This is a genomic window from Bacillus cereus group sp. BfR-BA-01316 (assembly GCF_022664195.1).
Classification (GTDB): domain Bacteria; phylum Bacillota; class Bacilli; order Bacillales; family Bacillaceae_G; genus Bacillus_A.
In genome coordinates this window covers 1-26,105 of sequence record NZ_JAKUGX010000021.1, presented here as the reverse complement: position 1 = coordinate 26,105, position 26,105 = coordinate 1, and the positions used below count along the sequence as shown (strand labels likewise).

The following is a 26,105-nucleotide window of genomic DNA, read 5'->3' as shown; positions in this document are numbered from 1 at the left end:
TTATTTTGCTCCTTTTTTTCATAATTTGCAAGACAGAAAAATAACCGACCTTCTATATGAAAGTCAGTTTCTTCTATATAAAATGCTCATTCAAAATAAAACTCCCGCTACCTTTATTAATAGCGGGAGTTTTATTTCTATATCTTATTTATCGCGTTCTTTATAGCCTTACCTATTTTCAAACTTGATTGTGGATTTTATCCTGTAATTAAATGTCCATCTACTACAACATGCGGCGTGAAATTAGGTGCTACATATGGATTACCCGGAAAATCTACAATCGCCCCGTGCCCACCGCCAAATAATACTGCATCATAATCCGAAAAATGAACAGTTGAGATCGGCTTCGTATTTTGCAATATCGTAGCTACATGCCTAAATTCACGGGGTATGCCATTTGGAATAGATACTCTATCTATAGGTACCCTTCCACCTTTTATAGATACAAGGTCAACATCGAACTTAGCCTTTTTAAACAAATTATATGGCGCTGCTAACTCCTCAAGCCATAATCCAGTAGGATGTCCACGCATATCATGAGCGCTTGTTGAAACTAATAATACCCTTTTCAACATATCCCCTCCTTACTACCTATTTATGTATGAAACATCCTTATCATTCATATATAAATAAACAGAAAAATAGCCGACCTCTTGTATAAAAGTCGGCTTCTTTATTATAGTTCGAGTTCTCCCATACGAAGAAGCTCAACAACTGCTTGTGAACGTCCTTTAACCCCTAGCTTTTGCATTGCATTTGAGATGTGGTTGCGTACTGTTTTTTCACTTATAAAAAGTTCACCTGCAATTTCCTTCGTCGTTTTATCTTGAACGAGTAGTTCAAATACTTCTCTCTCTCTCTTTGTGAGTAAAGGTTTAGATTGATACGCTTTTTCCTTCAACTGGTATAACCCTCCTTGCTTAAGCCAGAGCTGTGTATGTGTAAGTTGGGTGTTTATTTAGTCAAGATATTGTATGAACGAAATGTGCAGGTGGTGAATGAAAATAGGCTTTATTTCTTATGTTATTTTAGACTTTTATACGTTGCATGAACTTGTTTTATACATTTATTTTTCAGTACGCCATATTTGTTCTAGCAATATACTTACAACAGTACCTACAAACAAACCATTACCAAATATATATTGCATAACAGAAGGCAATGATTGGAGTGCTACAGACGGTAAAAACATAACGCCGCAGCCAAATAATACCGCAACCCCTAAAATAGTTACATTTCGTTCGCTAAGTGGCACTTGTTTTATATTATGAAATCCAATCCCAATAAGTTGCACGAACGAAGCCATTAAAACCGCAGATGCGACCGCGGATGGCAGAGAGGCTAAGTAGCGGATAATACTTGGAAACAGCGACATACCGACTAATAGTACACATGCAAATAAGAATGAACGCATGTACTTTTGATTTGTTAAACGTATGAAACCTGCCGTTGCTGGTAACGGAACGACACCTACAGTTGAAAATAAAGAGGAAATCATATGCGAAATCCCTCCGACCCACGTACCATTTCTCAACTGTTTTTGTTCAACAGTCGCTTTATGAATCGTAGCTTGATTGATTGCTATAATAGCTGCCACTGTATTTGAAACTAAAATACATACCATAACGAAACTTGATACCGCCATACCTGTATTCCATTTTGGAATTCCCCACGCGAATATATGTGGAAGTTGCACAAAATGAGTTACTTGAGATGGGATCGTCACTTTTCCTGCAATAAGAAAAATAATCCAACCACTAACCAATCCTATTAAAACCGCATAACTTTTAACAAAACCTTTTCCAAAATTGGAGAGTATGACAACGAACAAAAATATGCCAAAAGCGATCAACGCTGTAAATTCATCGATTTGAGAAACAGTAGCTGTAATTCCTAACATCCCTTTTAAAAACACACCACTTAATTGCAAGCATAATAGAAGTAAGAACGTCCCTGTCACGAGCGGCGTAAATAAAAATAAAATACGCCCGATAAACCCCGTTACTCCTAGTCCTATTAAAACAACTCCCGCAACCATCATTCCTAATTCTAAAATTTGCAACGTACTATGTAATTGATCCTGCCCTACAGTTGCATAAGCAAGTACGGTAAATACACCAACCCATGATCCAGCTGGCCCATCCGCAATCGGAAGCTTATGTCCAAGCCATCCTTGTAAAAAAGAAGATATACCAACTACGAAAAACGTACGCTGCATTAAATAAAATACTTCTTCCGTCGTAAGATGAAATAATCCGCCAACGACAATTGGTAGCGCGATTGAGTTTGCTAATAAAAAAATAAACCATTGCAAAGTTCCCATAATATGATTTTGATTATGTTGATTGTCCAAACTTTTTATCCCTTCTAGCTTCCCTATAAGGAAGTATAACGTTACCCTATTTCTACTAAACAGCAAAGAAGAGTTCTATTTTTACAATTAGAACCCTTCTCAAAACACTTAAACGATTCTTCTATACAAGATTATCTGATTTCACTTGCTCTAAATTCCCTATAACAACATTCCCTTTATGCATAACTACACACTTCTCCGTTTGGCGGGCTACTGCTTCAGCGACGCATGTTGCGTTCGTTAAAACAAAGCTTGCCTCATCTCCTACATTTGGCCATACTCGCTTCCCTTCATTATTTAACGTCTCTTTCCCTCCTGTAATAAAGCGAAGAGCTTTCCCTAAAGATCTTTCATCACTCCAACCAAATCGTTCCGCCAGTCGATTTGCTTTTTGCAGCATATCTCCCGTTCCGAACGGAGACCAATGATCTGTAATACTATCATTTCCTAATGAAACTTTAACTCCTTTTCGATCTAATAATGGAATTGGGATTACTTGTTTACCGATTGGAACCGTCGAAGTAATATCAATCTTTAACGCTGCTAGTCTTTCTGCCACTTCTTCAACTTCTTTATCAGTAACGCCTCCAAGTCCAAGTGCATGACTAATTGTTACACGCCCTTGCCATCCTGCTTCCTCTGTTAGGCTTGCCAATCTCTTCATCGTAAACGTTCCAAGGTTATTCGCATCATGCAAATGAATATCAACATCCACATTAAACTCTACCGCAATATCCATAATCGTATGTAATGATTTTTCGATGTCATTATCTACTGTAGCTGGGTCCACTCCGCCAACTAATTGTGCTCCCATACGCATCGCATCTTTCACAAGTTGTACAGAATTACTGTGCAATAATCCATGTTGCGGAAATGCGACGATTCTACCAGACAACCGATCTTTATATGTTTCTAAAGCCGCTAACGTTGCCTCCAAATTACTAAGTCCAATAATTGGATCAACATTACAATGCGTTCTAATATTTGTTGCGCCATTTCGAAGCAATAACTCTAGCATATTTTCCGCCCTGTCTTGAGCAGTTGCTAATTGCTTTGGTAAAATCGTTTTTTCTTCATTAAAACGTGTAAAAATATTTTCTGCTGGCATACAAGCTTTCCAAGGCCCACTATAATATGTTTTATCAATATGAATATGCATCTCTTCAAAAGCTGGTAAAACTAATAAACGATTAGCATCAAAAGTTAACGTTCCTTCCTCGTGAACGATTCCCGATATAATTCTTTTAATTCGCCCATCTTCAATAAGAAGACTGCATATCTCAGTTTCCGTTTGTGAAATTTTCGCTTCTTCATATGTATAACCTGTTTCAAGCTTTACATTAGTCAACCAATACAATGTCATTACCACTTCCCCACCTTATATTAGAAAATACGTCACACCCTCATTTTCATTTTAATATCAACTGAAAATTAAGACAATTAATATACTACATTGCCCCTTCACAAAAAAAATGTAATATAACCTAATGGTCTTCTCATAAATTTCCATATAGAATAAAAGTACACTGTATCACTCATACATAACAGCGGTGATATAAAAAGGAGAGGATCATAATATGTCGAAGAGGTTATATAAATCCGAAACTGATAAAATGTTATTTGGTATATGTGGTGGTTTAGGAGAATATTTTGATATTAACTCTACTCTCATTCGTATCATTTGGCTTATTGCCGTTTTATGCTTCGGAACTGGATTTTTAGTTTATTTTATTTGTTTATTACTTATGCCACGCGCGTACTAACTGGTATCATTCCATATACTTAAGAAGAACATATAAAAAATCACCTATAGAATTCTTTTCTATAGGTGATTTTTTCATGAAGAATATTTCATCGTTAAATGTAATACCGCCACTTCATCTTCTTCATTTTTATAACTATGTTTCTTATTCGCTTCAAATTGAATCGAATCAAACTCATTTAGCACGTACACATCGTTCTCCACTTGAATAGAAACTTTCCCTTTCATTACTGTTACAAGCTCGATTGCTCCTTCATGATGAGCTTCAGGTTCATATATACTATTCGCTCTTAAACAAGCTCGGTGCATTTCCATCCCCGTTTCTTTCGTGTAACGGAACATCGTTTCTAAGTGCCACGTTTGTCCTACATCTACTGCAAAGCCTTCTCCGCAGCGCGCAACAGCTACAGGCTCTCCAACAACCATCAATCTCGATAAAGGGATTGATAACCCTTTTGTAATTTTCCAGATGACAGCTAATGTCGGATTCGTTTCACCTCTTTCAATTTTTCCTAGCGTTAATTTACTAACACCTGTCTTTTGGGCTAAATCTTCTAAACTTAATTTTTGTTCATTTCGAATTTGTCTTAATAACTGACCTACTTGCTGAATTACTTCTTTCGTTTGCATATCTTCATTTTCTTTCATATATAAAAACCACCTTAAAATATAAAATAGTTTACTTTTATTCACTTTAAGTATATTATACTATACATAAATACTCAATTCCGAAAGGAGTGCCATACTTCATGCGCGCAATACTACTAGGTCTTTTATCATCGGCCTTTTTTTCTGCAACCTTTATTATTAACAGAGCAATGAATGTATCTGGAACAAGCTGGGCTTGGACTGCTTCCTTCCGTTTTCTATTTGCTCTCCCTATTTTATTCCTTATCGTTTTATTTCGCAAAAACTTAGGAGCTTTATGGGAAGAATTAAAAAAACATCCATTTGTATGGATCGGGTGGGGCTCTGTCGCTGGCATCGGCTTCTATTCTTTATTAAGTTTCGCAGCTGTTTTTTCTCCAGCTTGGCTCGTTGCTGGAACTTGGCAAGTTACGATATTAGCAGGTTTACATTTATCGCCATTATTCTTCATTAAAATAGAAACAAAATCAGGTACAAAACTTGTACGTGGAAAAATTCCACTGCGCAGTTTATACGTCGCTTTATTTATTTTACTTGGTGTACTTTGTATGCAAGCTACTGAAGCAGGTCATATTACAATGACTCAATTCATTTCTGGTTTTTTACCTGTCGTTTTAGCAGCTTTCTTATATCCCTTCGGTAACCGAAAAATGATGGAACTTGTTGGCGGGCGTCTTGATACATTCCAACGTGTATTAGGAATGGCAATCGGAAGTCTCCCTATTACAATTCTACTTGGTATATACGGATTTTCCACTACCGGTATTCCATCATCAAGTCAAATGATGCAAGGATTTTTATTAGCATTATGTTCCGGAGTTATTGCGACGATGACATTTTTCTTTGCTACCGACTTAGCAAAAGACAATCTCGCTTTACTTGGAGCTGTTGAAGCAACACAAGCTGGAACGATGGTCTTCACTGTGCTTGGTGAGATTGTTTTCTTAAATGGTTCATTCCCTAGCGGTCTGTCACTGATTGGGATGATTATTATAATGTTAGGAATGATCGTAAATAGTGTTTTAAACCGTTCTGTTCCAGTCATTAAACAAAAAAAATCAGCATAAAAATAGATATGGTTCTTCTTCATAGAACCATATCTATTTTTATTGTCTCCCTATTTCGCCTTATCAGAATAGTATTTCATTAGCTATTTATACTAAAACCTATGTTATAATACGTTTCATGTGCATTAATAGGAGGTAAATTATGTTAAAAAAAGCAATTGCTGAATTTATTGGTACATTTGTACTTGTATTATTCGGAACTGGAGTAGCTGTCATTGGTGGCGGAATTGAAGGAATTGGAACGTTAGGTATCGCTATGGCTTTCGGATTATCTATCGTGGCTATGGCATATAGTATTGGAACAATTTCTGGGTGTCATATTAACCCCGCAGTATCAATCGCTATGTTCTTCAATAAAAGAATGAACGCTATGGAACTTAGCTATTATTTATTAGCTCAAATTTTAGGTGGTTTATTAGGAACTGCAACGTTAGTAACAATTTTACGATCTGCTAAATTACCTTTAGATAATTTAGGACAAAATAGTTTTGGAACTCTTGGTTTATCTGGAGCATTTTTAGTTGAATTCATTTTAACTTTCGTATTTGTTTTAGTTATCGTTGCTGTAACAGGTAAAAAGGGAAGTTCTTCTTTAGCTGGACTAGTAATTGGTTTCACATTAGTATTAATTCACTTATTAGGTATTCCGTTAACTGGAACATCTGTTAATCCAGCTCGTAGTATCGCACCAGCTCTATTCGCTGGCGGAGAAGCAATTTCTCAACTATGGGTGTTCATCGTTGCCCCAATTATTGGTGGTATCGTAGCAGCTGTTGTAGGAAAGTTTATTTTAAATACTGAAAAATAGAATTTTCAATATTTCCGAATAAAAAAAGGCGAGCCCTCATCATGAGGAAGCTCGCTTTTTTTATTCTTTAATTTTCGACTTTAAATTTGAAACTAATTGCTGCACCGTTACATTTGCAAGTACGTTTTCCATCGCTTCTTGCGATTGTATTAAAACAATCTCTAATACCGATTGAATATTAGCTCCTACTGGACATTCAATGTTGGGATTTTCATGGAAAGAAAATAGATGTCCTTCTTCTACAACTTCCACAGCTTTATATACATCAAGTAATGTAATTTCATCTAAATCACGAGCAAGTGTCGTACCACCTTTACCAGCTTGTACATCAACAAGTCCTGCTCTCTTCAACATTCCTGTAATGCGACGAATCACAACTGGATTTGTATTCACACTACCAGCAATCCATTCAGAGGTACAGCGAGAGTTTCGATCTATTGCAAGTAACGTTAACATATGAACACCTACTGTAAAACGACTACTAATTCCCATCTGCACACCCTCCTTTTTATTCATTCTATTAAAAGACGACTCTTATTATTATATACTATTTTTAATTTATACATAAAGAAAAAGCATGATTCCACTAGAAAATCATGCTTTTCTCCCATTATTGACGCTTTATAAATTTCGCTAAATCTTTAAACTTCACTTTGTCGGAGTAATTCATTACACCGTTTACGTAGATACGGCTTGTAATAGCATTTAATATACCAATCGTCGCCAATAAAAATACTAATGTTATCGTAATCTCTAACATACCTGCTTCACCAGCTACAATCCGCGAGAAGGTAACCATCGGTGTGAAAAACGGAACATACGAACTTACAACAACAATAGTACTATTCGGATCACTTAATGATTTAATACTAATGAAGAATGCAGCCATGATCAAAATCATTACCGGGAAAGATACAGCTTGTAAATCCTCTGTCTTAGACACAACAGCTCCAGCCGCAGCGTACATCATCGCATAAAGTAAATACCCCGTAATGAAATAAACAAGAAACATACTTATAACCTTTGCATCTAATTTTGTAAAGTCAATGGGAACACCAAATAATGAAGCACTTTCTAAATCGACCCAACCTAACAAATAAGGAATAAGATAACCACACGCCAATATTACAAGTTGTAATAACGCCGTTGAAACAACCGCCAAAATTTTCGCATACATCATCGTAAGAGGCTTTACTTTCGGAAGCATTACTTCCATTACGCGTGACGCCTTTTCAGATGCAATATTCATTGCGATTGTATTTCCGAAAGCTACAATAAACATATACAAAGCAAATGTAAAGAAATACGCAATTCCGAAAGAAGATGTGCGATCTTTTATCGCTTCTTGCTTCACTTGAATTTCTGCCTGTAATTGCTGCGCAATTTCTGATGAAACATTATTTTTTGCAATCGTCACCATCGTATATTGTTGTTTTAAATAACCCGCCATAATCGCAGAAGTTGCTTGGCTTGGAAATCCATTATACATATATGTAACTGCTGGAGCCCCACCCTTTTCCGTCACATGGAATAGACCGTCTAAATCTCCCTCTTCTACTTGCTTATGCAGTTTATCAAAATCACCCTTTGAACCGACCGTTATTTTTGCTGATGGCAATAGCTTATTTAGCTCTTCCTTTTGTACTTTGTATGTGGAACTCTCTACTACAACTGCAATTTTATCTTTATCCTTATTTTTATCATCGCCTGAAGTAAAATGATTAAATGCAAAAATCCCAAACACAACCAAAAATAAAATCGCACTCGTAATTAATGATTTTTTAGATAAAAACGCTTCCCTAAAATAAAATGAAAATACATGAGAAAATTTACGCATCTTTATTTCGCCCTCTCTACAAAGATTTCGTTCAACGTTGGCTCTAGCATTTTAAATTGTCGTAAGCTAACACCTTGTTCTTGCAATTGTTGCAAAATCTTTAGAGCTTCTGCATCATCTTGTACTTTTACATAAAGAAGACCTTGTTGTTTTTCATACGGAACATGTATAGCTTCTAATCCCTTTTCATTCTCTGCTATATCTTCAATCGTTAAATTACGAAAACCGTATTCCTTCTTAATATCACTTAACTGTCCTTCTACAACTGCTTCACCCTTTTTCAAAATACATACATGTTGGCAAAAAGCCTCTACTTGCTCCATACGGTGACTTGATAAAATAATTGTCTTTCCGTCCTGTACTTGTTCTCCAATAATACTAGCTAGCATTCCAGCATTAACTGGATCAAGTCCGCTAAATGGTTCATCCAAAATAAGGAGTTCTGGATTGTGAAGAAGAGCAGCAATCAATTGAATTTTTTGCTGATTCCCTTTTGAAAGTTCTCCCGCCGTTTTAAATTTATATTCTGGAATTGCTAAGCGCTCTAACCAGTGATCAATTGCAAGATCCACTTCTTTTTTCGTCATTCCTTCTAATCTACCAAAATATCGCAACTGATCTATTACTCTACTTTTTGTATATAATCCTCTTTCTTCTGGTAAATATCCAATTGTTACCCCGCTATCACCAAATGATTTTCCATCCCACGTAATAGAACCTTCATTTGGCGTTAATAAACCTAGTAACATTTTAATTGTCGTTGTTTTCCCTGCACCATTTCGGCCAAGTAACCCTAACACTTCACCTTTCGGTAACGAGATTTGCAAACCATTAACTGCTTTAGATTCTCCGAATATTTTTGTTAATTTTTGAATTTGTAAACTCAATGTATAAAGCCTCCCCTTTAGTATCATTCGTACCCTCTGTTAAAGCCTATGATTGTTCAGAATGAAGTATGGTACTATATTTCATTCTCTTATATGTATCACTACACCTAACCCATCATTTGTTTCATTTAGTTAAAATTGTAAATAAAAATCCTGTTTTTGTCAATTATAATTGTCATTACGACAATAAAACTTGTCAAAACAATTATTATTATTTAACTCATCTTTCTAATATAGGACAAACTACTACATATACAAAAGACAATATGCAAATATTCATAAAAAAATTATCATATTTTAATATATAATATAAAATGATTTTCTAACATCAAGGAGGATACATATGAAGATGAAGAGGGGTATTACCACTTTATTATCTGTAGCCGTTCTTTCCACATCGCTTGTAGCATGTTCAGGAACAGCTGAGAAAACAGTGGCGAAAGAAGAAAAAGTAAAATTAACAGACCAGCAATTGATGGCTGATTTATGGTATCAAACAGCTGGCGAAACGAAAGCACTATACTACCAAGGATATAATATTGGTCAATTGAAGCTTGATGCAGCTCTTGCAAAAGGGACAGGCAAAAAACCTGCTATCGTACTTGATTTGGATGAAACTGTTTTAGATAATAGTCCTCATCAAGCAATGAGCGTAAAAACAGGAAAAGGCTATCCTTATAAATGGGACGATTGGATTAATAAGGCTGAAGCTGCCGCTCTTCCAGGCGCTATTGATTTCTTAAAATATGCAGAGTCTAAAGGTGTAGATATTTACTACATCTCAAATCGCAAAACGAATCAACTAGATGCAACAATTAAAAACCTTGAACGCGTAGGGGCTCCTCAAGCAACGAAAGAACATATATTACTACAGGACCCGAAAGAAAAAGGGAAAGAAAAGCGTCGTGAACTTGTTTCTCAAACACATGACATCGTCCTATTCTTCGGTGACAACTTATCTGATTTCACTGGTTTTGATGGAAAATCTGTAAAAGATCGCAATGAAACAGTAGCAGAATCAAAAGCACAATTTGGTGAAAAATTCATCATTTTCCCTAACCCAATGTACGGTGACTGGGAAGGTGCTTTATACGATTATAATTTCAAAAAATCAGATGCAGAAAAAGACAAAATTCGTCATGACAACTTAAAATCATTTGATGCAAAATAACAAAGAGGATGGCTTGCGCCATCCTCTTTTATTGCATATTTCTTGTTAAAGGCAAGATAAACACTTCAACACGTCTATTTTTCGCTTTTCCTTCTGGCGTATCATTTGGTGCAATTGAACGGTATTCTCCGTAACCAACTGCACTAAATTTTTCTGGTTGCAATTCTTTATTTTGGAGTAACACCTGCATAAAATTAACTGCACGCTGTGTACTTAACTCCCAGTTTGATGCAAACTGTGCATTTGCGATAGGAACCGTATCTGTATGACCCGACACTGTAATCTCACGAGGTGATGCCGAAACAAGTAGGTTAGACATCTCTTTTGCAATCCCTAACGATTCCAACTTCACATCTGCTTTCCCTGAGTCAAATAATACATTTTCTAATATCGTTACCATTAATCCTTTTTCAGTTAAATCCGTTTTAAAAGAAGAAGATAATTGCTTTTCCTCAATATACTTGTCAATACTTTGTTGTACTGCTTTTAATTCATTCATTTCTTGCTGCTTCACTTCAGCTTCAGCATCTTTTTTGATTTTCTCAGATTCCAAACCACTTGCCGATAGCTCTTTTTCTTCTTTTGGTTTTTGATCACTTAAAAACTCTTTATTTCCTGTTCCACCTGCTAGTTCACTTCGAAAAGCTACTGCCATCTGTTTAAATTTCGCAGCATCTATACTACTCATTGCAAATAAAACAATAAACAGTGCAAACAACAACGTTAGCATATCAGAATACGGAATTAACCAAGTTTCATCGATATGCTCGTCATGCTTTTTCTTTTTACTTCTTCTATTCTTCCTACTCCGCATTTTTTTCCGCTCCTTTTTCTAGCTTTTTACGCTCAGTTGCAGAAAGCGCACCTAAAATGCGGTTTTTCATAATAAATGGATATGGTACCTTCTTGTAACATTAATAAACAATCAATAATTAAACGTTTCTTCTCTAATTCAGCAGCAGACTTTTGCTTTAATTTATTTGCAAATGGATGCCATAATACGTAACCTGAAAAAATACCGAAAATCGTTGCAATAAACGCACCTGAAATAGCATGTCCTAGCTTTTCAATATCAGTTAAATTTCCAAGTGCAGCTACAAGACCGATAACAGCACCTAAAGCCCCTAATGTAGGTGCATATGTACCAGCTTGCGAAAAAATAGTAGATCCTTTTGCATGTCTTTCTTCAATTGCTTCTAATTCAGCTTCTAAAATTTGTTCTAAGTCTTCTGCAGATACACCGTCAATCACAAACTTCATACCACGCAAGAGAAATTCATCTTGAATTTTATCTAATTGTTGTTCTAAAGACAAAATACCGTATTTCCTACTCTCAGATGTCCAATGAGCAAATAATTCTAGTAACTGTTCATAACTTAAATCTTTTTTATTTGAACCAAAAAGAACTTTAAATAATTTTGGAATCCTTTTTAGTTGATTCATTGGAAATGCGATACATACTGCAGCAAATGTACCAACAAAAATAATTAATGCTGCTGCAGGATTAACTAAGGCCATTACGTCAGCACCCTTGACGACCATTCCTACTACTACCGCCAACACTCCTAAAATGATTCCAATAATTGTTGCAAAATCCATTCCCATTCACTCCTAGTCTATACAAGAAGTCCTTCATTCTCGATAATCGCTACATCTCCTTATGTATATATATTACATAAAAAATGAATTACATGAAAGATAGGAAATGAATTATATAAAAAAATACTACAATTTCACACATTTTCTGACATTTTCTTTGCATTTCTATTACGTTATGACTCTTATATTTCTTTTTCAATAAACTAGACTTATAATAAAAACGATACATATTTTATTAAGAAAGGACAGTGATTGCAAGGTATCATGAAAAAGATAATAATTATTTCTGCCGCTACTATTGTAATCGGTATCACATCTTTCGCTTACTTTGGTTCTAAATCACCACTGCAAAATGAGGCGAAAGCTGTAGAAAGTCAAAAACATAGTAACCATCCAAAAGAAGAAATTCCTGCTTTTCCAAAAGCTGATCATAATGCAAAGAAACTAGATGATAATTTTTCCGTTGTAACAAATCCAGATTCTGCTCTTGTATTAGTCAATAAACATCGTAAATTACCAGATGGGTACATTCCAGAAGATTTAACGAAACCGAACGTACCATTTACTAGTCCAAAAGATAAAGAGAAAACATTACTTCGCAAAGATGCTGCAGACGCTCTTGAAAAAATGTTCCAAGCAGCGAAAGAAGAAGGTTTAGAACTTACAGCAGTTTCAGGTTACCGTTCTTACAAACGCCAACAGTCATTACATAATACATATATTAAACGCCAAGGAAAAGCTGAGGCTGATTCGGTAAGTGCAATTCCTGGAACAAGTGAGCATCAAACTGGTCTAGCAATGGATATTAGCTCAAAATCTGCTAAATTCCAATTAGAACCAATCTTCGGAGAGACAGCAGAAGGAAAATGGGTTGCAGAACATGCCCATGAGTTCGGATTTGTCATTCGTTATTTAGAGGATAAAACAGAGACAACAGAGTATTCATACGAACCGTGGCACTTACGCTACGTTGGCAATCCATATGCCACATACATACATAAGCACCACCTAACATTAGAAGAGGCAACGAAGGACAAAAAATAAGAGAGCAATTCGCTCTCTTATTTTTCTTTTATTCTATTGTTGTAGTAATTCCTTCCATTCCTCAGACCACGGTTCGCCTCTTCCAGTTTTTTTCGATGCTTGGACCATCATACCGCGTCCAACTAAACAAACTTCTCCTTCTGCATTTTTCACCATATAATGCAGATCTAAAGAAGAATTCCCAACTGCTCCTGCCTTTACATATACTTTCAACTGCTCATCAAAATAAATTTGTTTAATAAAATTACATTGTAAATCTGCGACGACTATCATCGTTTCTGAAGATTCATGTGTCCATTCTTGCATAAATCCGAGTTCTTTAAACAATGCGATACGTGCTTCTTCAAAATATGTAAAAGCAACGACATTATTTACATGTCCAAACATATCTACTTCACCAAAACGAACTTTGACAGGATTATAAAATGAAAAACCACTTTCCCATTGCTCAAAGTCTTCAATATAAGAAATTCTCTTCATTGTTCCCTCTCCTTTTCGCCCTTAAAATAAACAGAATAAACAGAAAAATAAACTTATAAATATTGCCTCTTCAACATGAAGAGGCAATATTTATTAATAGTTATTGTCACTACCAAAGAAATCTTTGAACGATTGAATTGTTGTATCACGGTTTAATGCTGCAATTGAAGTTGTTAATGGAATACCTTTCGGACATGATTGCACACAGTTTTGAGAGTTACCACAGTTTGCAAGTCCTCCATCACCCATAATTGCACGTAAGCGATCTGCTTTATGCATTTCACCAGTTGGATGCGAGTTAAATAAACGCGCTTGTGAAAGCGGTGCTGGTCCAATAAAGTCAGACTTACTGTTTACGTTCGGACATGACTCTAAGCAAACACCACATGTCATACATTTCGAAAGTTCATATGCCCATTGACGCTTTTTCTCTGGCATTCTTGGACCTGGTCCTAGGTCGTACGTACCGTCTATTGGAATCCAAGCTTTAACACGTTTTAACGCGTTAAACATACGGCTACGGTCAACTTGTAAATCACGTACAATCGGGAATGTCTTCATCGGCTTTAAGCGAATTGGTTGTTCTAACTGGTCAATAAGAGCTGTACATGATTGACGTGGTTTTCCGTTAATCACCATCGAACATGCTCCACATACTTCCTCTAAGCAGTTCATATCCCATGCAATCGGCGTTGTTTGGTTCCCTTTTGAGTCGACAGGATTACGGCGAATTTCCATAAGCGCCGAAATAATATTCATATTAGGACGATATGGAATTTCAAACTCTTGGTCAAACTCTTGTGCATCTGGTCCATCTTGTCTCGTAATGATGAGGCGGATTGTTTTCTCAGACATGTTGTTTATCCCCCTTCTCTTCACCCTTAGCAGCTACATCATGTTTTGAGGAATAGTCACGTTTACGTGGTTTAATTAATGAAACATCCACTTCTTCGTAATGGAATGCTGGTGCATTTCCTTCTCCCTCAAATTTCGCCATCGTAGTTTTTAAGAAGTTTGCATCATCACGATTTGGGAATTCTGGTTTGTAATGCGCTCCGCGGCTTTCATTACGGTTATATGCGCCAATTGTAATAACACGTGCTAACTCGAACATATTTGCAAGTTGGCGTGTAAATGAAGCACCTTGATTACTCCATCTTGCTGTATCGTTAATGTTAATGCGTTTGTAACGCGCCATTAACTCTTCAATTTTCGCATCAGTTTCTATTAACTTTTTATTTTCACGAACTACTGTAACGTTATCTGTCATCCATTCTCCAAGCTCTTTATGAAGAACATATGCATTTTCGTTACCATCAAGCGTTAAAATATTGTTAAATTTCTCTGTTTCGATTAATTCATTTTGCTCATATACAGTAGATGAAACAGCATCAGATGATTTAGAAAGACCTTTCATATACTCAATTGCGTTCGGTCCTGCTACCATACCACCGTAAATTGCTGATAATAATGAGTTCGCACCAAGGCGGTTACCACCGTGCATAGAATAATCACACTCACCTGCTGCAAATAAACCTGGAATACTTGTCATTTGCTTATAATCAACCCATAATCCGCCCATTGAATAGTGAACCGCTGGGAAGATTTTCATTGGTAGTTTACGAGGATCATCACCTGTAAATTTCTCATAGATTTCAATAATTCCACCAAGTTTAATATCTAGTTCTTTCGGATCTTTATGAGAAAGATCTAAGTACACCATGTTTTCACCGTTAATACCTAGTTTTTGCTCTACGCAAACATCAAAGATTTCACGCGTTGCAATATCACGAGGTACAAGGTTTCCGTAAGCTGGATATTTTTCTTCTAAGAAGTACCATGGCTTACCATCTTTATACGTCCAAACACGTCCACCTTCACCACGTGCAGATTCACTCATAAGACGTAACTTATCGTCTCCAGGAATTGCCGTTGGATGGATTTGAATGAACTCACCGTTCGCATAATATGCACCTTGTTGATATACAGCAGACGCTGCTGTACCTGTATTAATAATAGAGTTTGTTGATTTTCCAAAGATGATACCAGGGCCCCCTGTTGCCATAATCACGGCATCAGCTTGGAAACTTTTTATCTCCATAGTTTGTAAGTCTTGCGCGACGATTCCTCGGCACACACCTTCATCATCTACAACAGCTCGTAAGAAATCCCAACCTTCATATTTCGTTACAAGTCCTGCTACTTCATGACGACGTACTTGCTCATCTAATGCATATAGTAATTGTTGACCAGTTGTTGCACCAGCAAATGCTGTACGGTGATGTTGTGTTCCACCGAAACGACGGAAATCCAGAAGTCCTTCTTCCGTACGGTTGAACATAACACCCATGCGGTCCATTAAATGAATAATACCAGGTGCTGCATCACACATCGCTTTAACTGGTGGTTGGTTCGCTAAGAAGTCCCCACCATAAATTGTATCGTCAAAGTGGATCCATGGAGAATCCCCTTCACCTTTTGTATTTACGGCACCGTTAATTCCACCTTGGGCACATACAGAATGTGAACGTTTTACTGGTACTAAAGAAAATAGTTCAACATTTACTCCTGCTTCTGCCGCTTTAATCGTTGCCATTAAGCCGGCCAAGCCACCGCCGACTACTATAAGTTTCCCTTTCATGCTCTCCCACTCCTTACTGGTTTGCTAGCTGTGGATCGATGAACGCTAATAATGCACTCACACCTACATAAGATAGACCTAAGAAAATAGCTAATGTTACATAAGTAGAGATTCTTTGTGAACGTGGAGATACTGTAATTCCCCAGCTTATACAGAATGTCCATAGTCCATTTGCAAAGTGGAAAATTGTTGAAACAACACCAACTAAATAGAAACCAAACATAAATGGGTTGTTTAAAATATCTGCCATCATATCATAGTTTACCTCTTTACCTAACAATGCTTGAATACGAGTTTCCCAGACGTGCCAAGAAATGAAGATCAGCGTAACGATACCTGAAATTCGTTGGAAGACGAACATCCAGTTACGGAAATAGCCGTAAGATACCGCATTGTTCTTAGCTGTAAATGCAATATATAATCCATATATGGCATGGTACAGTATAGGTAAAAAGATGATGAAAATTTCTAGCGCATACCGGAATGGAAGGAGCTCCATAAAGCCTGCAGCTTTGTTAAAAGCCTCTGCTCCTCTTGTTGCAAAGTTGTTTACAATTAAATGTTGCGTCAAAAAGACACCAACCGGAATGACCCCCATTAATGAGTGCCACTTACGAAACGTATACTCGCGGCCTTTCATGTCCCCATTACCCCCTTGAATGTTTGACTGCTGTTTTCAGATTAATTTACAACAATAATGTTTTTTCACTATTGGCATAAGAAAAACTGAAAAAATTATTCGAAATATTTCAGCATAATTTGATACCAAGTTCATTTTACTCCTATTTTTGTCGAAGCGTCAAGAAAACGTATACATAATTTGCATATAATTTGCCAATTCTTTTTGTCTTCTTATATATTCAGATTTCCCCAAAGAAAAATCTGTTTTTATAAATGAAAAATGTTATATAATAATCCCTATAGAAAGAGGGGAATATTGTGAGCAAAAATACAATCGATATAACATCTTTAGAAGATGTTTCATTGAACGCCTTCGCTTATGAATTGCTACGTGAAGAATTACTACCTGATTTAATTGGTAACGATTTAGATGGTATTTTATACTGGGCCGGTAGAAACCTTGCGAGAAAATATCCGCTAGAAACAATTGAAGAAGTCATTCAGTTTTTTGAAAAAGCTGGTTGGGGCACTTTAAGCATCATTGAACATAAACGTCGTGAAATGCAGTTTCAACTTAAAGGTACACTTATTACTGAGCGTCAAAAACAAAAAAGACATTCATCTTATCAATTAGAAGCTGGATTTATCGCCGAGCAAATTCAAAGACAAAGAAACGTCGTTGCAGAGTCCTATGAGGAACAGAAAAAACGTTCAGACTCTATTACATTTCTTGTTAAATGGGATATAAAAGATCTCATTGAAGTGTAGCATCTACTTACAGTCAACTAGACATATAAGTTTAGTTGACTTTTTTGTATATTCATTTAGGCATGTTTATTTTAAATCTTCAGAAATTATAACAAAAAACAGAAGACGTTGTAAACTACAACGTCTTCTTATCTGTTAAATAAGTATAAATTGTCTCCGCTACATTTTTCGGCATACCTGCTTCGACAAATTCCGATATGGAAGCTTCTTTCATCTTTTTTAATGAACCAAAATGTTTTAGCAATACCTTTTTTCGTTTATCACCGATTCCCGGAATTTCATCCAACGCGGATTGAATAACAGATTTCCCGTGTAATTGACGATGGAATGTAATTGCAAATCGATGTACTTCATCTTGAATGCGCTGCAATAAATAAAATTCTTGGCTATTCCTCGCAAGCATAACAGGCTCAGGCGGATCCCCAATAATTAAATGTGATGTTTTATGTTTTTCATCTTTTACAAGCCCTGCCATTGGAATATATAATCCAAGCTCGTTTTCAAGAACATCACTTGTAGCCGTGAGATGTCCTTTTCCCCCATCGATAATTATTAAATCTGGCAAAGGTGAATTTTCCTTTAATGCTCTCGTATAACGGCGTCTCACAACTTCCCTCATAGACTCGTAATCATCTGGCCCTTGGACCGTTTTAATTTTATATTTCCGATATTCTTTCTTCGCTGGTTTCCCATCGATAAAAGCAATCATTGCTGAAACAGGATTTGTCCCTTGAATATTTGAATTATCAAACGCTTCAATACGATATGGCGTTTCAATCCCTAGTTGCTTCCCTAGATTATCAACAGCTTTAATCGTCCGTTCTTCATCACGTTCAATTAAGTGAAATTTCTCTTCTAGTGCAATTTTTGCATTTTTATTTGCTAATTCCACAAGATCTTTTTTCTTCCCACGCTTCGGCTGTGTCGCTTCAACTTCTAAAAAGCGCTCTACTAATTCTGAATCTATACTTCCTGGAACAACAATTTCCTTCGGCTTGAAATGACTACTGTTTTCATAAAATTGACCGATAAAAGTTAAAAATCCCTCTTCTGGTTCATCATAAATCGGGAACATAGAAACATCACGTTCAATTAGCTTTCCTTTTCGAACGAAGAAAACTTGAACACACATCCACCCTTTATCAACTGCATATCCAAACACATCACGATCCACTAAATCACTCATAATCATCTTTTGCTTTTCCATAATTGCATCAATATGAGCAATTTGATCTCGCAACTCTTTCGCCCGTTCAAATTCTAGTTTCTCTGAAGCCTCATACATCTTCGTTTCTAATTCTGAACGAATTTCTTTATGCCCACCGTTTAAGAATTTAATAATTTCATCAACAATTTCTTTGTTTTGCTCATCCGTTACTTCTTTCACACAAGGTGCTAAACATTGGCCCATATGATAATACAAGCAAACTTTATCTGGCATATTTGAACATTTACGAAGCGGATACATACGATCTAATAATTTCTTTGTTTCATGTGCCGATTGCGCATTTGGATAAGGCCCAAAGTACTTTCCTTTATCCTTTTTTACATTTCGCGTAATGAGTAAGCGCGGCTGTTTTTCAGCTGTAATTTTAATAAAAGGATATGTTTTATCATCTTTTAATTGAATATTATATTTCGGATCGTATTTTTTAATTAAATTCAACTCTAAAATGAGAGCTTCCAAATTTGAGGAAGTCACAATGTATTCAAAATCAACAATTTCTCCAACAAGCCGAAGTGTTTTCCCATCATGCGAACCAGTAAAGTACGAGCGCACACGATTTTTGAGTACCTTTGCTTTTCCGACGTATATAACCGTTCCCTGCTTATCCTTCATTAAATAACAACCAGGTTGATCGGGCAAAATTGCTAACTTCTCTTTTAAATGCTCGTGCACTCGTCTCCCTCCATTTCTACATGCTTATCATTTTTATTTTCACACGAAAACATACTATATCAAAACACCCAACATACGTTCCTTTATTGTAACGGAAAGGCTGTAAAAAAGAAAATAAAAGAAGCTACCAAATGGTAGCTTCTTTATTTTAGAAGTGTTTAGAAACTAATTCTACTAACGCTTCTTTCGGTTTATATCCTAACGCTTGATCAACTACTTTACCGTCTTTTAATACGAAAAGAGCTGGAATACTCATTACTTCGAATTGACGAGCAGTTTCTTGGTTTTCATCAACGTCCACTTTTACTACTTTTACTTTCTCGCCTAACTCTGAATCGATTTCCTCTAATACAGGAGCGATCATTTTACAAGGTCCGCACCAAGGCGCCCAGAAATCTAATAATACAACACCTTCGCTAGTTTCAGCTGCGAAGCTTTGGTCATTTGCATTTATAATTGCCATTTTATTTCCTCCTTCAAGTATATTCTACCAAGAGTATATCATTAACTTTTATACGTGGCGAATATTATGTATCGTTATGTATTGTAACAAAAAAATGTTCCTTTATACTATATAAAAATATGGATGAAATACTAAAAAGATGAGAGACAGGGGATCTCTCACCTTTTTCTATATATAGGGGTACTTCACTTGGAACTCAAGGGTACTCAAATCATGAATGTACTTTTAACTTTTTAAACTCTTCTGTTAAAAGAGGTAATACTTCAAATAGATCACCGACAATACCATAGTCAGCTACTTTGAAGATACTAGCTTCTGGATCTTTATTAATCGCAACAATTATTTTTGAATTAGACATACCAGCTAAATGCTGAATCGCACCAGAAATTCCGCATGCAATGTATAGGTCTGGTGTAACAACTTTACCTGTTTGACCAATTTGTAATGAATAATCACAGTACTCAGCATCACAAGCACCACGAGATGCTCCAACAGCGCCGCCTAGTACGTCAGCTAATTCTTTTAACGGTTTAAATCCTTCTTCACTCTTCACACCGCGTCCGCCAGCGATAATAACTTTCGCTTCAGAAAGATCAACACCTTCTGCAGTTTTACGGACAACATCTTGAATGATTGTACGTAGATCTTTCACATCAACTGTAATAGAAGACACATCACCGATGCGAGATTCATCTTTTTCAAGAGTTGCGATATTATTTGGACGCACTGTCGCAAATAATATACCATCTGTTACAATCTTCTTCTCAAATGCTTTACCAGAATAGATTGGACGAGTAAAGATAACATTGCCACCTTCAATTTCTAAAGCAGTTACGTCAGAAATTAAACCAGCTTCAAGCTTCGCTGCTAATTTTGGTGATAAATCTTTACCAAGTGCTGTATGTCCAAATACAATGCTTTCTGGATTTTCTTCAGCATATACAGCTAAAAACGCTTGTGCATAGCCATCAGATGTATATGATTTTAATTTATCATTTTCAACTGTCACAACGCGATCTGCACCGTAATGAATCAATTCATTTGCAAAAGAGGCAACGCTGTCTCCAACTAGAAGACCTACCACTTCACCGCCTTCTGCAATTGTTTTTGCTGCTGCTACCGCTTCAAACGAAACGTTACGTAGCGATCCATCACGAACTTCACCCATTACTAATACTTTACGAGCCATAGATTTTCCCTCCTGCATATATAATTTCGTATTTTATTAGATTACTTTCGCTTCTGTATGGAGCAACGATACAAGCTCTTTTACTTGATCTTGCAGCTCGCCTTGTAACACTTTTCCTGCATCTTTCTTAGGAGGCAAATAGATTTCAATTGTTTTTGTTTTTGCTTCCACATCATCTTCTTCTAAATCTAAATCATCTAATTCTACTTCTTCTAGTGGCTTTTTCTTCGCTTTCATAATACCTGGAAGCGATGGATAACGCGGTTCGTTTAAACCTTGTTGCGCTGTTACTAAAACTGGTAGCGATGTTTCAATTACTTCTGTATCCCCTTCAACATCACGCTCAATCTTCACATTTGTACCATCAATTTCAAGCTTCGTAATCGTCGTTACGTATGGGATATTTAACGCTTCTGCTACTCGTGGACCAACTTGTCCAGATGCACCGTCAATCGCAACGTTCCCGCCTAAAATTAAATCTATTTCTTTATCTTTTAAATATTCAGCAAGTACTTTTGCTGTTGTAAATTGGTCACCATTCTCAACATCATCTTCAATGTTAATTAGTACCGCTTTATCGCAGCCCATCGCTAATGCTGTGCGAAGTTCTTTTTCACTATCCTCGCCACCAACTGTTATAACAGTAACTTCTCCACCTTGTGCATCTCTTACTTGAATCGCTTCTTCAATCGCATATTCATCGTAAGGGTTGATGATGAATTCCGCTTCGCCATCGTAAATTGCACCGTTTTTAATTACGATTTTTTCTTCTGTATCAAATGTTCGTTTCATGAGTACGTAGATGTTCATTCCATTTACCCCCTTATTTTTCAGAAAGATTCTATCAATTTTAAAATTCTGTTAATTTTTATTAAAAAATAATTGGATTACCTACCACTAAATGAAGGCTTACGTTTTTCTAAAAACGCTGCTACGCCTTCCCTTCCATCTTCACTCGTAAATACTTCACCAAAAATCTGTGATTCACGCTGTACACCTTCATAATAATGAGACGATTTTGTCGTTTGTAATAACTCTAGCACAGCACGAGTTGTTGCTGGGCTTTTTCCAGCAATCTGTTTTGCAATTTTAAGCGTATCTTCTAAAATAGATTCTTCAGAAAACACTCCGTTAACAAGTCCCCATTGTAATGCTTCTGCACCAGTAATTGGTGTACTTGTTAACATCATTTCACAAGCTTTCGCTTTACCAACATAACGTGGTAAGCGCTGTGTACCTGCAAAACCAGGAATTAATCCAAGTGTTAATTCAGGTAAACCAAGCTTTGTACTTTCAGTTACAAAGCGCATGTGGCAAGACATAGCAAACTCCAGGCCGCCGCCAAGTGCCGCTCCATGAATTGCCGCAATAACTGGTTTTGAGCATTTTTCAACACGCTCAAACGTAACTTGTCCAAGCTGTGCTAACTCTGTTGCTTGCTTCGCTTCAGTAACAGATGTAAATTCTTTAATATCTGCCCCCGCTGAGAAGAAGCGTCCTTCACCATGTAGAACAACAACACGAATGTTATCATCCTTTTCCACTTGATCGATTAATTCAGTAACGTCATGCATAACTTGTGAAGACATCGCATTAGCTGGAGCATGATTTAACGTCGCCACCGCGATATGATCTTCAACTTTTACAGATAGGAATTTCAACATGATCCCTCCCATTATTTACGATAACCACAAGCTGCAATAAGTAGCCCATGTACCGTTTTTGAAAGTGCGACCAGATCATACTTATGATCGCTCATTACCCAATTGGTCACAACTTCATCTACTGTTCCAAAGATCATTTGTCTTGCCACGCGAACATTTAAATCCGCCTGAAATTCACCTTGCTTTATACCTGTCTCTAAAATCTCATCCATAACTTGTAAGTAGCCTTTTAATACTTCATTTATTTTAAGGCGCAAGTCTTGATTGGACTGCCTTAGTTCTAATTGCGTAACGATAGCAAGAGGATCATTTTGTGACAACAGCAAGAAGTGCGTTTCTACCAACATGAATAACTTCGCTACAGCGCTTTCAATTCCTGCTATTTTTTGACGAATTGTTTCAACAAATTCTCCCATCTTCTCTTGGAATAAGGATATTAATATATCTTCTTTATTTTTAAAATATAAATAAATCGTGCCATCAGCTACCCCAGCTTGCTTTGCAATTTTAGAAACTTGCGCTTGATGGTATCCATTCTCCGCAATCACAATGACTGCTGCATCAATAATTTGATTGTATTTCGGTCTATTTTTCTTCACTTTACTGTCCCCTTCAAGAAGATGACTGAATGAATAGTCATTCATATTCTTATAATACTGACTATTTAGAAAAGTGTCAATCCTATTTTTTCAAAAAGAAAGGGCCTTAGCCCGTTTGCTCATCTTCATTCTTTCTCTTCTCTTCATCTATTAGGACGCGGCGTAAAATTTTCCCGACTGTCGTCTTTGGCAACTCACTTCTAAACTCATATACTTTCGGGACTTTGTAAGCTGCTAAATATTTACGTGCAAACTGATCTAATTCTTCTTCAGAACATTCGGCGCCTTCTTTCAAAACAACAAACGCTTTTACAGTTTCCCCTCGATACGGATCAGGAACACCGATTGTTACTACTTCTTGCACCTTTTCGTGTTCATATAACACTTCTTCTACTTCACGAGGATATACGTTAAAACCACTAGCAACGATCATATCTTTCTTACGATCTTTCACATAGAAAAAGCCATCCTCATCCATGTATCCTACATCACCTGTATGGAGCCAGCCATCTTGCAGTACAGCTGCCGTTTCTTCTGGCTTATTCCAATACCCTTTCATAATTTGTGGGCCCTTTACAACAATTTCACCAATTTCACCTGGAGGTAATGACTCTCCTGTTTCAAGTGACATGATGATTGCCTCTGTATCCGGCCACGGTACCCCAATACTTCCCGGCACACGCTTTTCCCACAAAAAATTCCCATGTGTAACTGGTGATGACTCCGTTAATCCATAACCTTCTACTAATTTACCACCTGTAACTCTCTCAAACTCCTCCTGCACTTCTACAGGAAGCGGTGCAGAACCACTAATACAAGCCTGAATTGAAGAAATATCATATTCTTTTAAAAGAGGACTATTTAATAGAGCAATATAAATGGTTGGTGCTCCTGGAAATAGTGTAACTTTATGTTTCTTAATTGCTTCAAAAACCATTTTCATATCAAACTTCGGAATAAGCACCATTTTATATCCTTGCATAATACTTAAATTCATTACAGCTGTCATCCCGTACACATGAAAAAACGGAAGAACACCAAGAATTACCTCTTCTCCTTCTTTACAATTATATAACCAATGCGCTCCCATTAAAGTGTTCGAAACCAGATTTTTATGCGTTAACATAACCCCTTTTGGAAACCCTGTCGTTCCCCCTGTATACTGCAAAAGGGCTAGATCATTTTCAGGATCACATGGAACTTCAACATTAGTACTACTTTCCCTTTCTACCGATTTCCAAAGATGAATCGTTTCGCTTTCCGACACATTCACAACAAGATTTGCCTGCTTTTTTTGTACAAATGGATAAAGTAAATTTTTAGGAAATGGTAAAAAATCTGCAATACGGGTTACGATAATGTGCTCAAGCTTTGTTGCAGTTTGAACGTTAGTAACTCTCGGAAACACTAAATCAAGGCACAGAATAACTTTTGCCCCTGAGTCATGAAGTTGGTACTCAAGCTCTCTTTCTGTATAAAGAGGATTCGTTTGTACGACAATCCCTCCCGCAAGCAAAGTACCATAATAACCAATTACAGATTGCGGACAATTCGGTAGCATAATCGCAACTCTATCGCCTTTTTCAATACCAAGCCTTTGAAGGTAATTCGCAAATTTCTTTACCTTGTCATGGAAATCTGAAAATGTAACATCTTTACCTAAAAAGTGAAGCGCTTTCTTTTCTGGATAACGAGCAGCCATTTTCTCTAAATATCCATGAAGTGGCTGAATATCATAAGAAATTGTCCCTGGAATTTCATCTGGATAACTCTGCAGCCAAGGTTTTTCCACTCTCATTCCCCCTTCCAATACTTGTGAAAATAAATGAATGTTCATTCATGATGGTTGTTTTCATTATATTATAGTCATAACAGCGTTACAATCATAATATTCTGACTTTTATATAACTATGCTTTACTTCATTAACTTCTTATTATATGTATAAACTCTCTTAATTTTAAAAGAATAAGAGAGTTCACGTTACTTAGCTTAATCTTATAATCGTTAAAACTGCACCAGGTGTAGTCGTTGATAATGTTGCAACAGCTAACAATCCAAACAACTGCAAACTAATTGCACTCCCCGCCGCAAGAGTCGTAATAATTGTTGCACTAAATGATGTCGTTGCTAATGCAGGGGAATTGATAGTCCCAGCAAGCGGTGCCCCATTAATTGTAATTCGCGAACTGACTAATAATGAAGCCGTTATATTAATTGTATATGAAATATAATAATTCCCTGCATTTGCAGCCGTAAATACTGTGTTCCCTCCAGACACTGTAATTCCTGGACCGATATTCTGATTATTTGGAAGCGGGACATTCGTTCCACCAAGAAGCACCGATATTGCCGCACCCGACGTATTATTCGCAAACGCATATGTTGCTGTTATACTTGTGCCAGTTGCTCCTGTTGCCCCTGTTTCTCCCGTTATTCCTGTCGCTCCCGTTACTCCCGTTGCTCCTGTTACTCCCGTTGCTCCCGTTGCTCCAGTTGCTCCCGTTGCTCCTGTTGCTCCCGTTGCTCCTGTTTCTCCCGTTGCTCCTGTTTCTCCCGTTGCTCCCGTTTCTCCTGTTGGGCCTGTTGCTCCCGTTGCTCCCGTT

Annotated in this window: 27 protein-coding genes and 1 pseudogene; 6 read left to right on the top strand and 22 right to left on the bottom strand. The window is 36.8% G+C overall.

Annotated elements, in window-relative coordinates; genetic code table 11:
• Positions 1-197 precede the first annotated feature (197 nt).
• The 4 genes from MR071_RS16220 to MR071_RS16205 all read right to left on the bottom strand — a co-directional run bounded on the left by MR071_RS16220 (position 198) and on the right by MR071_RS16205 (position 3,716).
• A complete protein-coding gene (locus MR071_RS16220) occupies positions 198-575 on the bottom strand; it encodes a type 1 glutamine amidotransferase family protein (protein ID WP_105584350.1) in 378 nt (125 codons plus the stop codon).
• Positions 576-676: 101 nt separating this feature from the next.
• On the bottom strand, positions 677-901 hold the full coding sequence (gerE, locus tag MR071_RS16215; RefSeq protein ID WP_000659484.1) for a spore germination transcription factor GerE: 225 nt from the start codon (positions 899-901) through the stop codon (positions 677-679).
• A 165-nt stretch (positions 902-1,066) separates the two neighbouring features.
• Positions 1,067-2,362 carry a purine/pyrimidine permease gene (locus MR071_RS16210; RefSeq protein ID WP_105584349.1) on the bottom strand — a complete coding sequence of 432 codons (1,296 nt, stop codon included), beginning with the start codon at positions 2,360-2,362 and terminating at the stop codon, positions 1,067-1,069.
• 112 nt (positions 2,363-2,474) lie between these two features.
• Complete coding sequence (locus MR071_RS16205; protein ID WP_105584348.1) at positions 2,475-3,716, bottom strand: amidohydrolase family protein; 1,242 nt, start codon at positions 3,714-3,716, stop codon at positions 2,475-2,477.
• Between the two features lie 214 nt (positions 3,717-3,930).
• Here MR071_RS16205 and MR071_RS16200 point away from each other — a divergent pair, with 214 nt between their 5' ends.
• Positions 3,931-4,116, top strand: a complete 186-nt coding sequence (locus MR071_RS16200) for a PspC domain-containing protein (RefSeq protein WP_242236941.1) — start codon at positions 3,931-3,933, stop codon at positions 4,114-4,116.
• A gap of 74 nt (positions 4,117-4,190) precedes the next feature.
• Here MR071_RS16200 and MR071_RS16195 read toward each other — a convergent pair whose 3' ends face one another.
• Positions 4,191-4,763, bottom strand: coding sequence for a helix-turn-helix domain-containing protein (locus MR071_RS16195; RefSeq protein WP_242236939.1), 573 nt, complete (start codon positions 4,761-4,763; stop codon positions 4,191-4,193).
• A gap of 101 nt (positions 4,764-4,864) precedes the next feature.
• Here MR071_RS16195 and MR071_RS16190 point away from each other — a divergent pair, with 101 nt between their 5' ends.
• The gene (locus MR071_RS16190; protein ID WP_242236936.1) at positions 4,865-5,830 is read left to right on the top strand and encodes a DMT family transporter; all 966 of its coding nucleotides are present in this window, start codon (positions 4,865-4,867) and stop codon (positions 5,828-5,830) included.
• A gap of 142 nt (positions 5,831-5,972) precedes the next feature.
• Positions 5,973-6,638, top strand: a complete 666-nt coding sequence (locus tag MR071_RS16185) for an MIP/aquaporin family protein (RefSeq protein ID WP_242236933.1) — start codon at positions 5,973-5,975, stop codon at positions 6,636-6,638.
• Positions 6,639-6,698: 60 nt separating this feature from the next.
• Here MR071_RS16185 and MR071_RS16180 read toward each other — a convergent pair whose 3' ends face one another.
• The 3 genes from MR071_RS16180 to MR071_RS16170 form a co-directional block, all read right to left on the bottom strand.
• On the bottom strand, positions 6,699-7,130 hold the full coding sequence (locus MR071_RS16180) for an Rrf2 family transcriptional regulator (protein ID WP_142395743.1): 432 nt from the start codon (positions 7,128-7,130) through the stop codon (positions 6,699-6,701).
• A gap of 118 nt (positions 7,131-7,248) precedes the next feature.
• Complete coding sequence (locus tag MR071_RS16175; protein ID WP_105584342.1) at positions 7,249-8,475, bottom strand: ABC transporter permease; 1,227 nt, start codon at positions 8,473-8,475, stop codon at positions 7,249-7,251.
• 2 nt (positions 8,476-8,477) lie between these two features.
• Positions 8,478-9,362 (bottom strand): ABC transporter ATP-binding protein, encoded by an 885-nt coding sequence (locus tag MR071_RS16170; RefSeq protein WP_142395742.1) that lies wholly within the window; start codon positions 9,360-9,362, stop codon positions 8,478-8,480.
• A 343-nt stretch (positions 9,363-9,705) separates the two neighbouring features.
• Here MR071_RS16170 and MR071_RS16165 point away from each other — a divergent pair, with 343 nt between their 5' ends.
• Positions 9,706-10,533, top strand: a complete 828-nt coding sequence (locus tag MR071_RS16165; protein WP_105584340.1) for a 5'-nucleotidase, lipoprotein e(P4) family — start codon at positions 9,706-9,708, stop codon at positions 10,531-10,533.
• Positions 10,534-10,561: 28 nt separating this feature from the next.
• Here MR071_RS16165 and motB read toward each other — a convergent pair whose 3' ends face one another.
• Positions 10,562-11,347, bottom strand: a complete 786-nt coding sequence (gene motB / locus MR071_RS16160) for a flagellar motor protein MotB (RefSeq protein ID WP_105584339.1) — start codon at positions 11,345-11,347, stop codon at positions 10,562-10,564.
• Positions 11,337-12,132, bottom strand: a pseudogene (gene motA / locus MR071_RS16155) (flagellar motor stator protein MotA). The gene motB and the pseudogene motA overlap by 11 nt, the downstream one beginning before the upstream one ends.
• Positions 12,133-12,396: 264 nt before the next feature.
• Between motA and MR071_RS16150 the strand changes: the two are divergent.
• Entirely contained in the window at positions 12,397-13,176 is a 780-nt protein-coding gene (locus MR071_RS16150) for a M15 family metallopeptidase (RefSeq protein WP_105584755.1), read from the top strand.
• 33 nt (positions 13,177-13,209) lie between these two features.
• Here the strand turns inward: MR071_RS16150 and MR071_RS16145 are convergent, their stop codons facing one another.
• The 4 genes from MR071_RS16145 to sdhC all read right to left on the bottom strand — a co-directional run bounded on the left by MR071_RS16145 (position 13,210) and on the right by sdhC (position 16,937).
• Entirely contained in the window at positions 13,210-13,656 is a 447-nt protein-coding gene (locus MR071_RS16145; RefSeq protein ID WP_242236930.1) for an acyl-CoA thioesterase, read from the bottom strand.
• Positions 13,657-13,749: 93 nt separating this feature from the next.
• Positions 13,750-14,511 (bottom strand): succinate dehydrogenase iron-sulfur subunit, encoded by a 762-nt coding sequence (sdhB, locus tag MR071_RS16140; protein WP_002088861.1) that lies wholly within the window; start codon positions 14,509-14,511, stop codon positions 13,750-13,752.
• Positions 14,504-16,297 (bottom strand): succinate dehydrogenase flavoprotein subunit, encoded by a 1,794-nt coding sequence (gene sdhA, locus MR071_RS16135; RefSeq protein WP_070145028.1) that lies wholly within the window; start codon positions 16,295-16,297, stop codon positions 14,504-14,506. Before sdhA ends, sdhB begins: the two co-directional genes overlap by 8 nt.
• 13 nt (positions 16,298-16,310) lie before the next feature.
• Positions 16,311-16,937: a succinate dehydrogenase cytochrome B558 gene (gene sdhC / locus MR071_RS16130; protein ID WP_002015407.1), complete on the bottom strand. Its 627-nt coding sequence runs from the start codon at positions 16,935-16,937 to the stop codon at positions 16,311-16,313.
• A gap of 299 nt (positions 16,938-17,236) precedes the next feature.
• Between sdhC and MR071_RS16125 the strand changes: the two genes are divergently transcribed.
• A complete protein-coding gene (locus MR071_RS16125; protein ID WP_002015405.1) occupies positions 17,237-17,686 on the top strand; it encodes a YslB family protein in 450 nt (149 codons plus the stop codon).
• Positions 17,687-17,801: 115 nt separating this feature from the next.
• On the opposite strand, the gene uvrC is transcribed toward MR071_RS16125, so the two are convergent.
• The 8 genes from uvrC to MR071_RS16085 all read right to left on the bottom strand — a co-directional run.
• On the bottom strand, positions 17,802-19,586 hold the full coding sequence (gene uvrC / locus MR071_RS16120; RefSeq protein WP_105584336.1) for an excinuclease ABC subunit C: 1,785 nt from the start codon (positions 19,584-19,586) through the stop codon (positions 17,802-17,804).
• 148 nt (positions 19,587-19,734) lie between these two features.
• Entirely contained in the window at positions 19,735-20,049 is a 315-nt protein-coding gene (gene trxA / locus MR071_RS16115) for a thioredoxin (RefSeq protein WP_000974757.1), read from the bottom strand.
• A gap of 211 nt (positions 20,050-20,260) precedes the next feature.
• Positions 20,261-21,238 (bottom strand): electron transfer flavoprotein subunit alpha, encoded by a 978-nt coding sequence (gene etfA / locus MR071_RS16110; protein ID WP_105584335.1) that lies wholly within the window; start codon positions 21,236-21,238, stop codon positions 20,261-20,263.
• A 36-nt stretch (positions 21,239-21,274) separates the two neighbouring features.
• Positions 21,275-22,048, bottom strand: coding sequence for an electron transfer flavoprotein subunit beta (gene etfB / locus MR071_RS16105; protein WP_002143293.1), 774 nt, complete (start codon positions 22,046-22,048; stop codon positions 21,275-21,277).
• A 77-nt stretch (positions 22,049-22,125) separates the two neighbouring features.
• Positions 22,126-22,902, bottom strand: a complete 777-nt coding sequence (locus tag MR071_RS16100) for an enoyl-CoA hydratase (RefSeq protein ID WP_002088868.1) — start codon at positions 22,900-22,902, stop codon at positions 22,126-22,128.
• Positions 22,903-22,913: 11 nt separating this feature from the next.
• A complete protein-coding gene (locus MR071_RS16095) occupies positions 22,914-23,501 on the bottom strand; it encodes a TetR/AcrR family transcriptional regulator (protein WP_087945806.1) in 588 nt (195 codons plus the stop codon).
• Positions 23,502-23,607: 106 nt separating this feature from the next.
• Complete coding sequence (locus tag MR071_RS16090; RefSeq protein WP_142395741.1) at positions 23,608-25,293, bottom strand: long-chain-fatty-acid--CoA ligase; 1,686 nt, start codon at positions 25,291-25,293, stop codon at positions 23,608-23,610.
• Positions 25,294-25,486: 193 nt separating this feature from the next.
• A partial coding sequence (locus MR071_RS16085; protein ID WP_472926933.1) for a BclA C-terminal domain-containing protein occupies positions 25,487-26,105 on the bottom strand: 619 nt, incomplete at its 5' end.

Bases quoted from the DNA above. Each gene is read 5' to 3' on its own strand.
- MR071_RS16220 (WP_105584350.1), bottom strand. From the start codon at position 575: ATGTTGAAAAGGGTATTATTAGTTTCAACAAGCGCTCATGATATGCGT.
- MR071_RS16205 (WP_105584348.1), bottom strand. From the start codon at position 3,716: ATGACATTGTATTGGTTGACTAATGTAAAGCTTGAAACAGGTTATACA.
- MR071_RS16200 (WP_242236941.1), top strand. From the start codon at position 3,931: ATGTCGAAGAGGTTATATAAATCCGAAACTGATAAAATGTTATTTGGT.
- MR071_RS16195 (WP_242236939.1), bottom strand. From the start codon at position 4,763: ATGAAAGAAAATGAAGATATGCAAACGAAAGAAGTAATTCAGCAAGTA.
- MR071_RS16190 (WP_242236936.1), top strand. From the start codon at position 4,865: ATGCGCGCAATACTACTAGGTCTTTTATCATCGGCCTTTTTTTCTGCA.
- MR071_RS16185 (WP_242236933.1), top strand. From the start codon at position 5,973: ATGTTAAAAAAAGCAATTGCTGAATTTATTGGTACATTTGTACTTGTA.
- MR071_RS16180 (WP_142395743.1), bottom strand. From the start codon at position 7,130: ATGGGAATTAGTAGTCGTTTTACAGTAGGTGTTCATATGTTAACGTTA.
- MR071_RS16175 (WP_105584342.1), bottom strand. From the start codon at position 8,475: ATGCGTAAATTTTCTCATGTATTTTCATTTTATTTTAGGGAAGCGTTT.
- MR071_RS16165 (WP_105584340.1), top strand. From the start codon at position 9,706: ATGAAGATGAAGAGGGGTATTACCACTTTATTATCTGTAGCCGTTCTT.
- motB (WP_105584339.1), bottom strand. From the start codon at position 11,347: ATGCGGAGTAGGAAGAATAGAAGAAGTAAAAAGAAAAAGCATGACGAG.
- MR071_RS16150 (WP_105584755.1), top strand. From the start codon at position 12,397: ATGAAAAAGATAATAATTATTTCTGCCGCTACTATTGTAATCGGTATC.
- MR071_RS16145 (WP_242236930.1), bottom strand. From the start codon at position 13,656: ATGAAGAGAATTTCTTATATTGAAGACTTTGAGCAATGGGAAAGTGGT.
- sdhB (WP_002088861.1), bottom strand. From the start codon at position 14,511: ATGTCTGAGAAAACAATCCGCCTCATCATTACGAGACAAGATGGACCA.
- sdhA (WP_070145028.1), bottom strand. From the start codon at position 16,297: ATGAAAGGGAAACTTATAGTAGTCGGCGGTGGCTTGGCCGGCTTAATG.
- sdhC (WP_002015407.1), bottom strand. From the start codon at position 16,937: ATGAAAGGCCGCGAGTATACGTTTCGTAAGTGGCACTCATTAATGGGG.
- trxA (WP_000974757.1), bottom strand. From the start codon at position 20,049: ATGGCAATTATAAATGCAAATGACCAAAGCTTCGCAGCTGAAACTAGC.
- etfA (WP_105584335.1), bottom strand. From the start codon at position 21,238: ATGGCTCGTAAAGTATTAGTAATGGGTGAAGTTCGTGATGGATCGCTA.
- etfB (WP_002143293.1), bottom strand. From the start codon at position 22,048: ATGAACATCTACGTACTCATGAAACGAACATTTGATACAGAAGAAAAA.
- MR071_RS16100 (WP_002088868.1), bottom strand. From the start codon at position 22,902: ATGTTGAAATTCCTATCTGTAAAAGTTGAAGATCATATCGCGGTGGCG.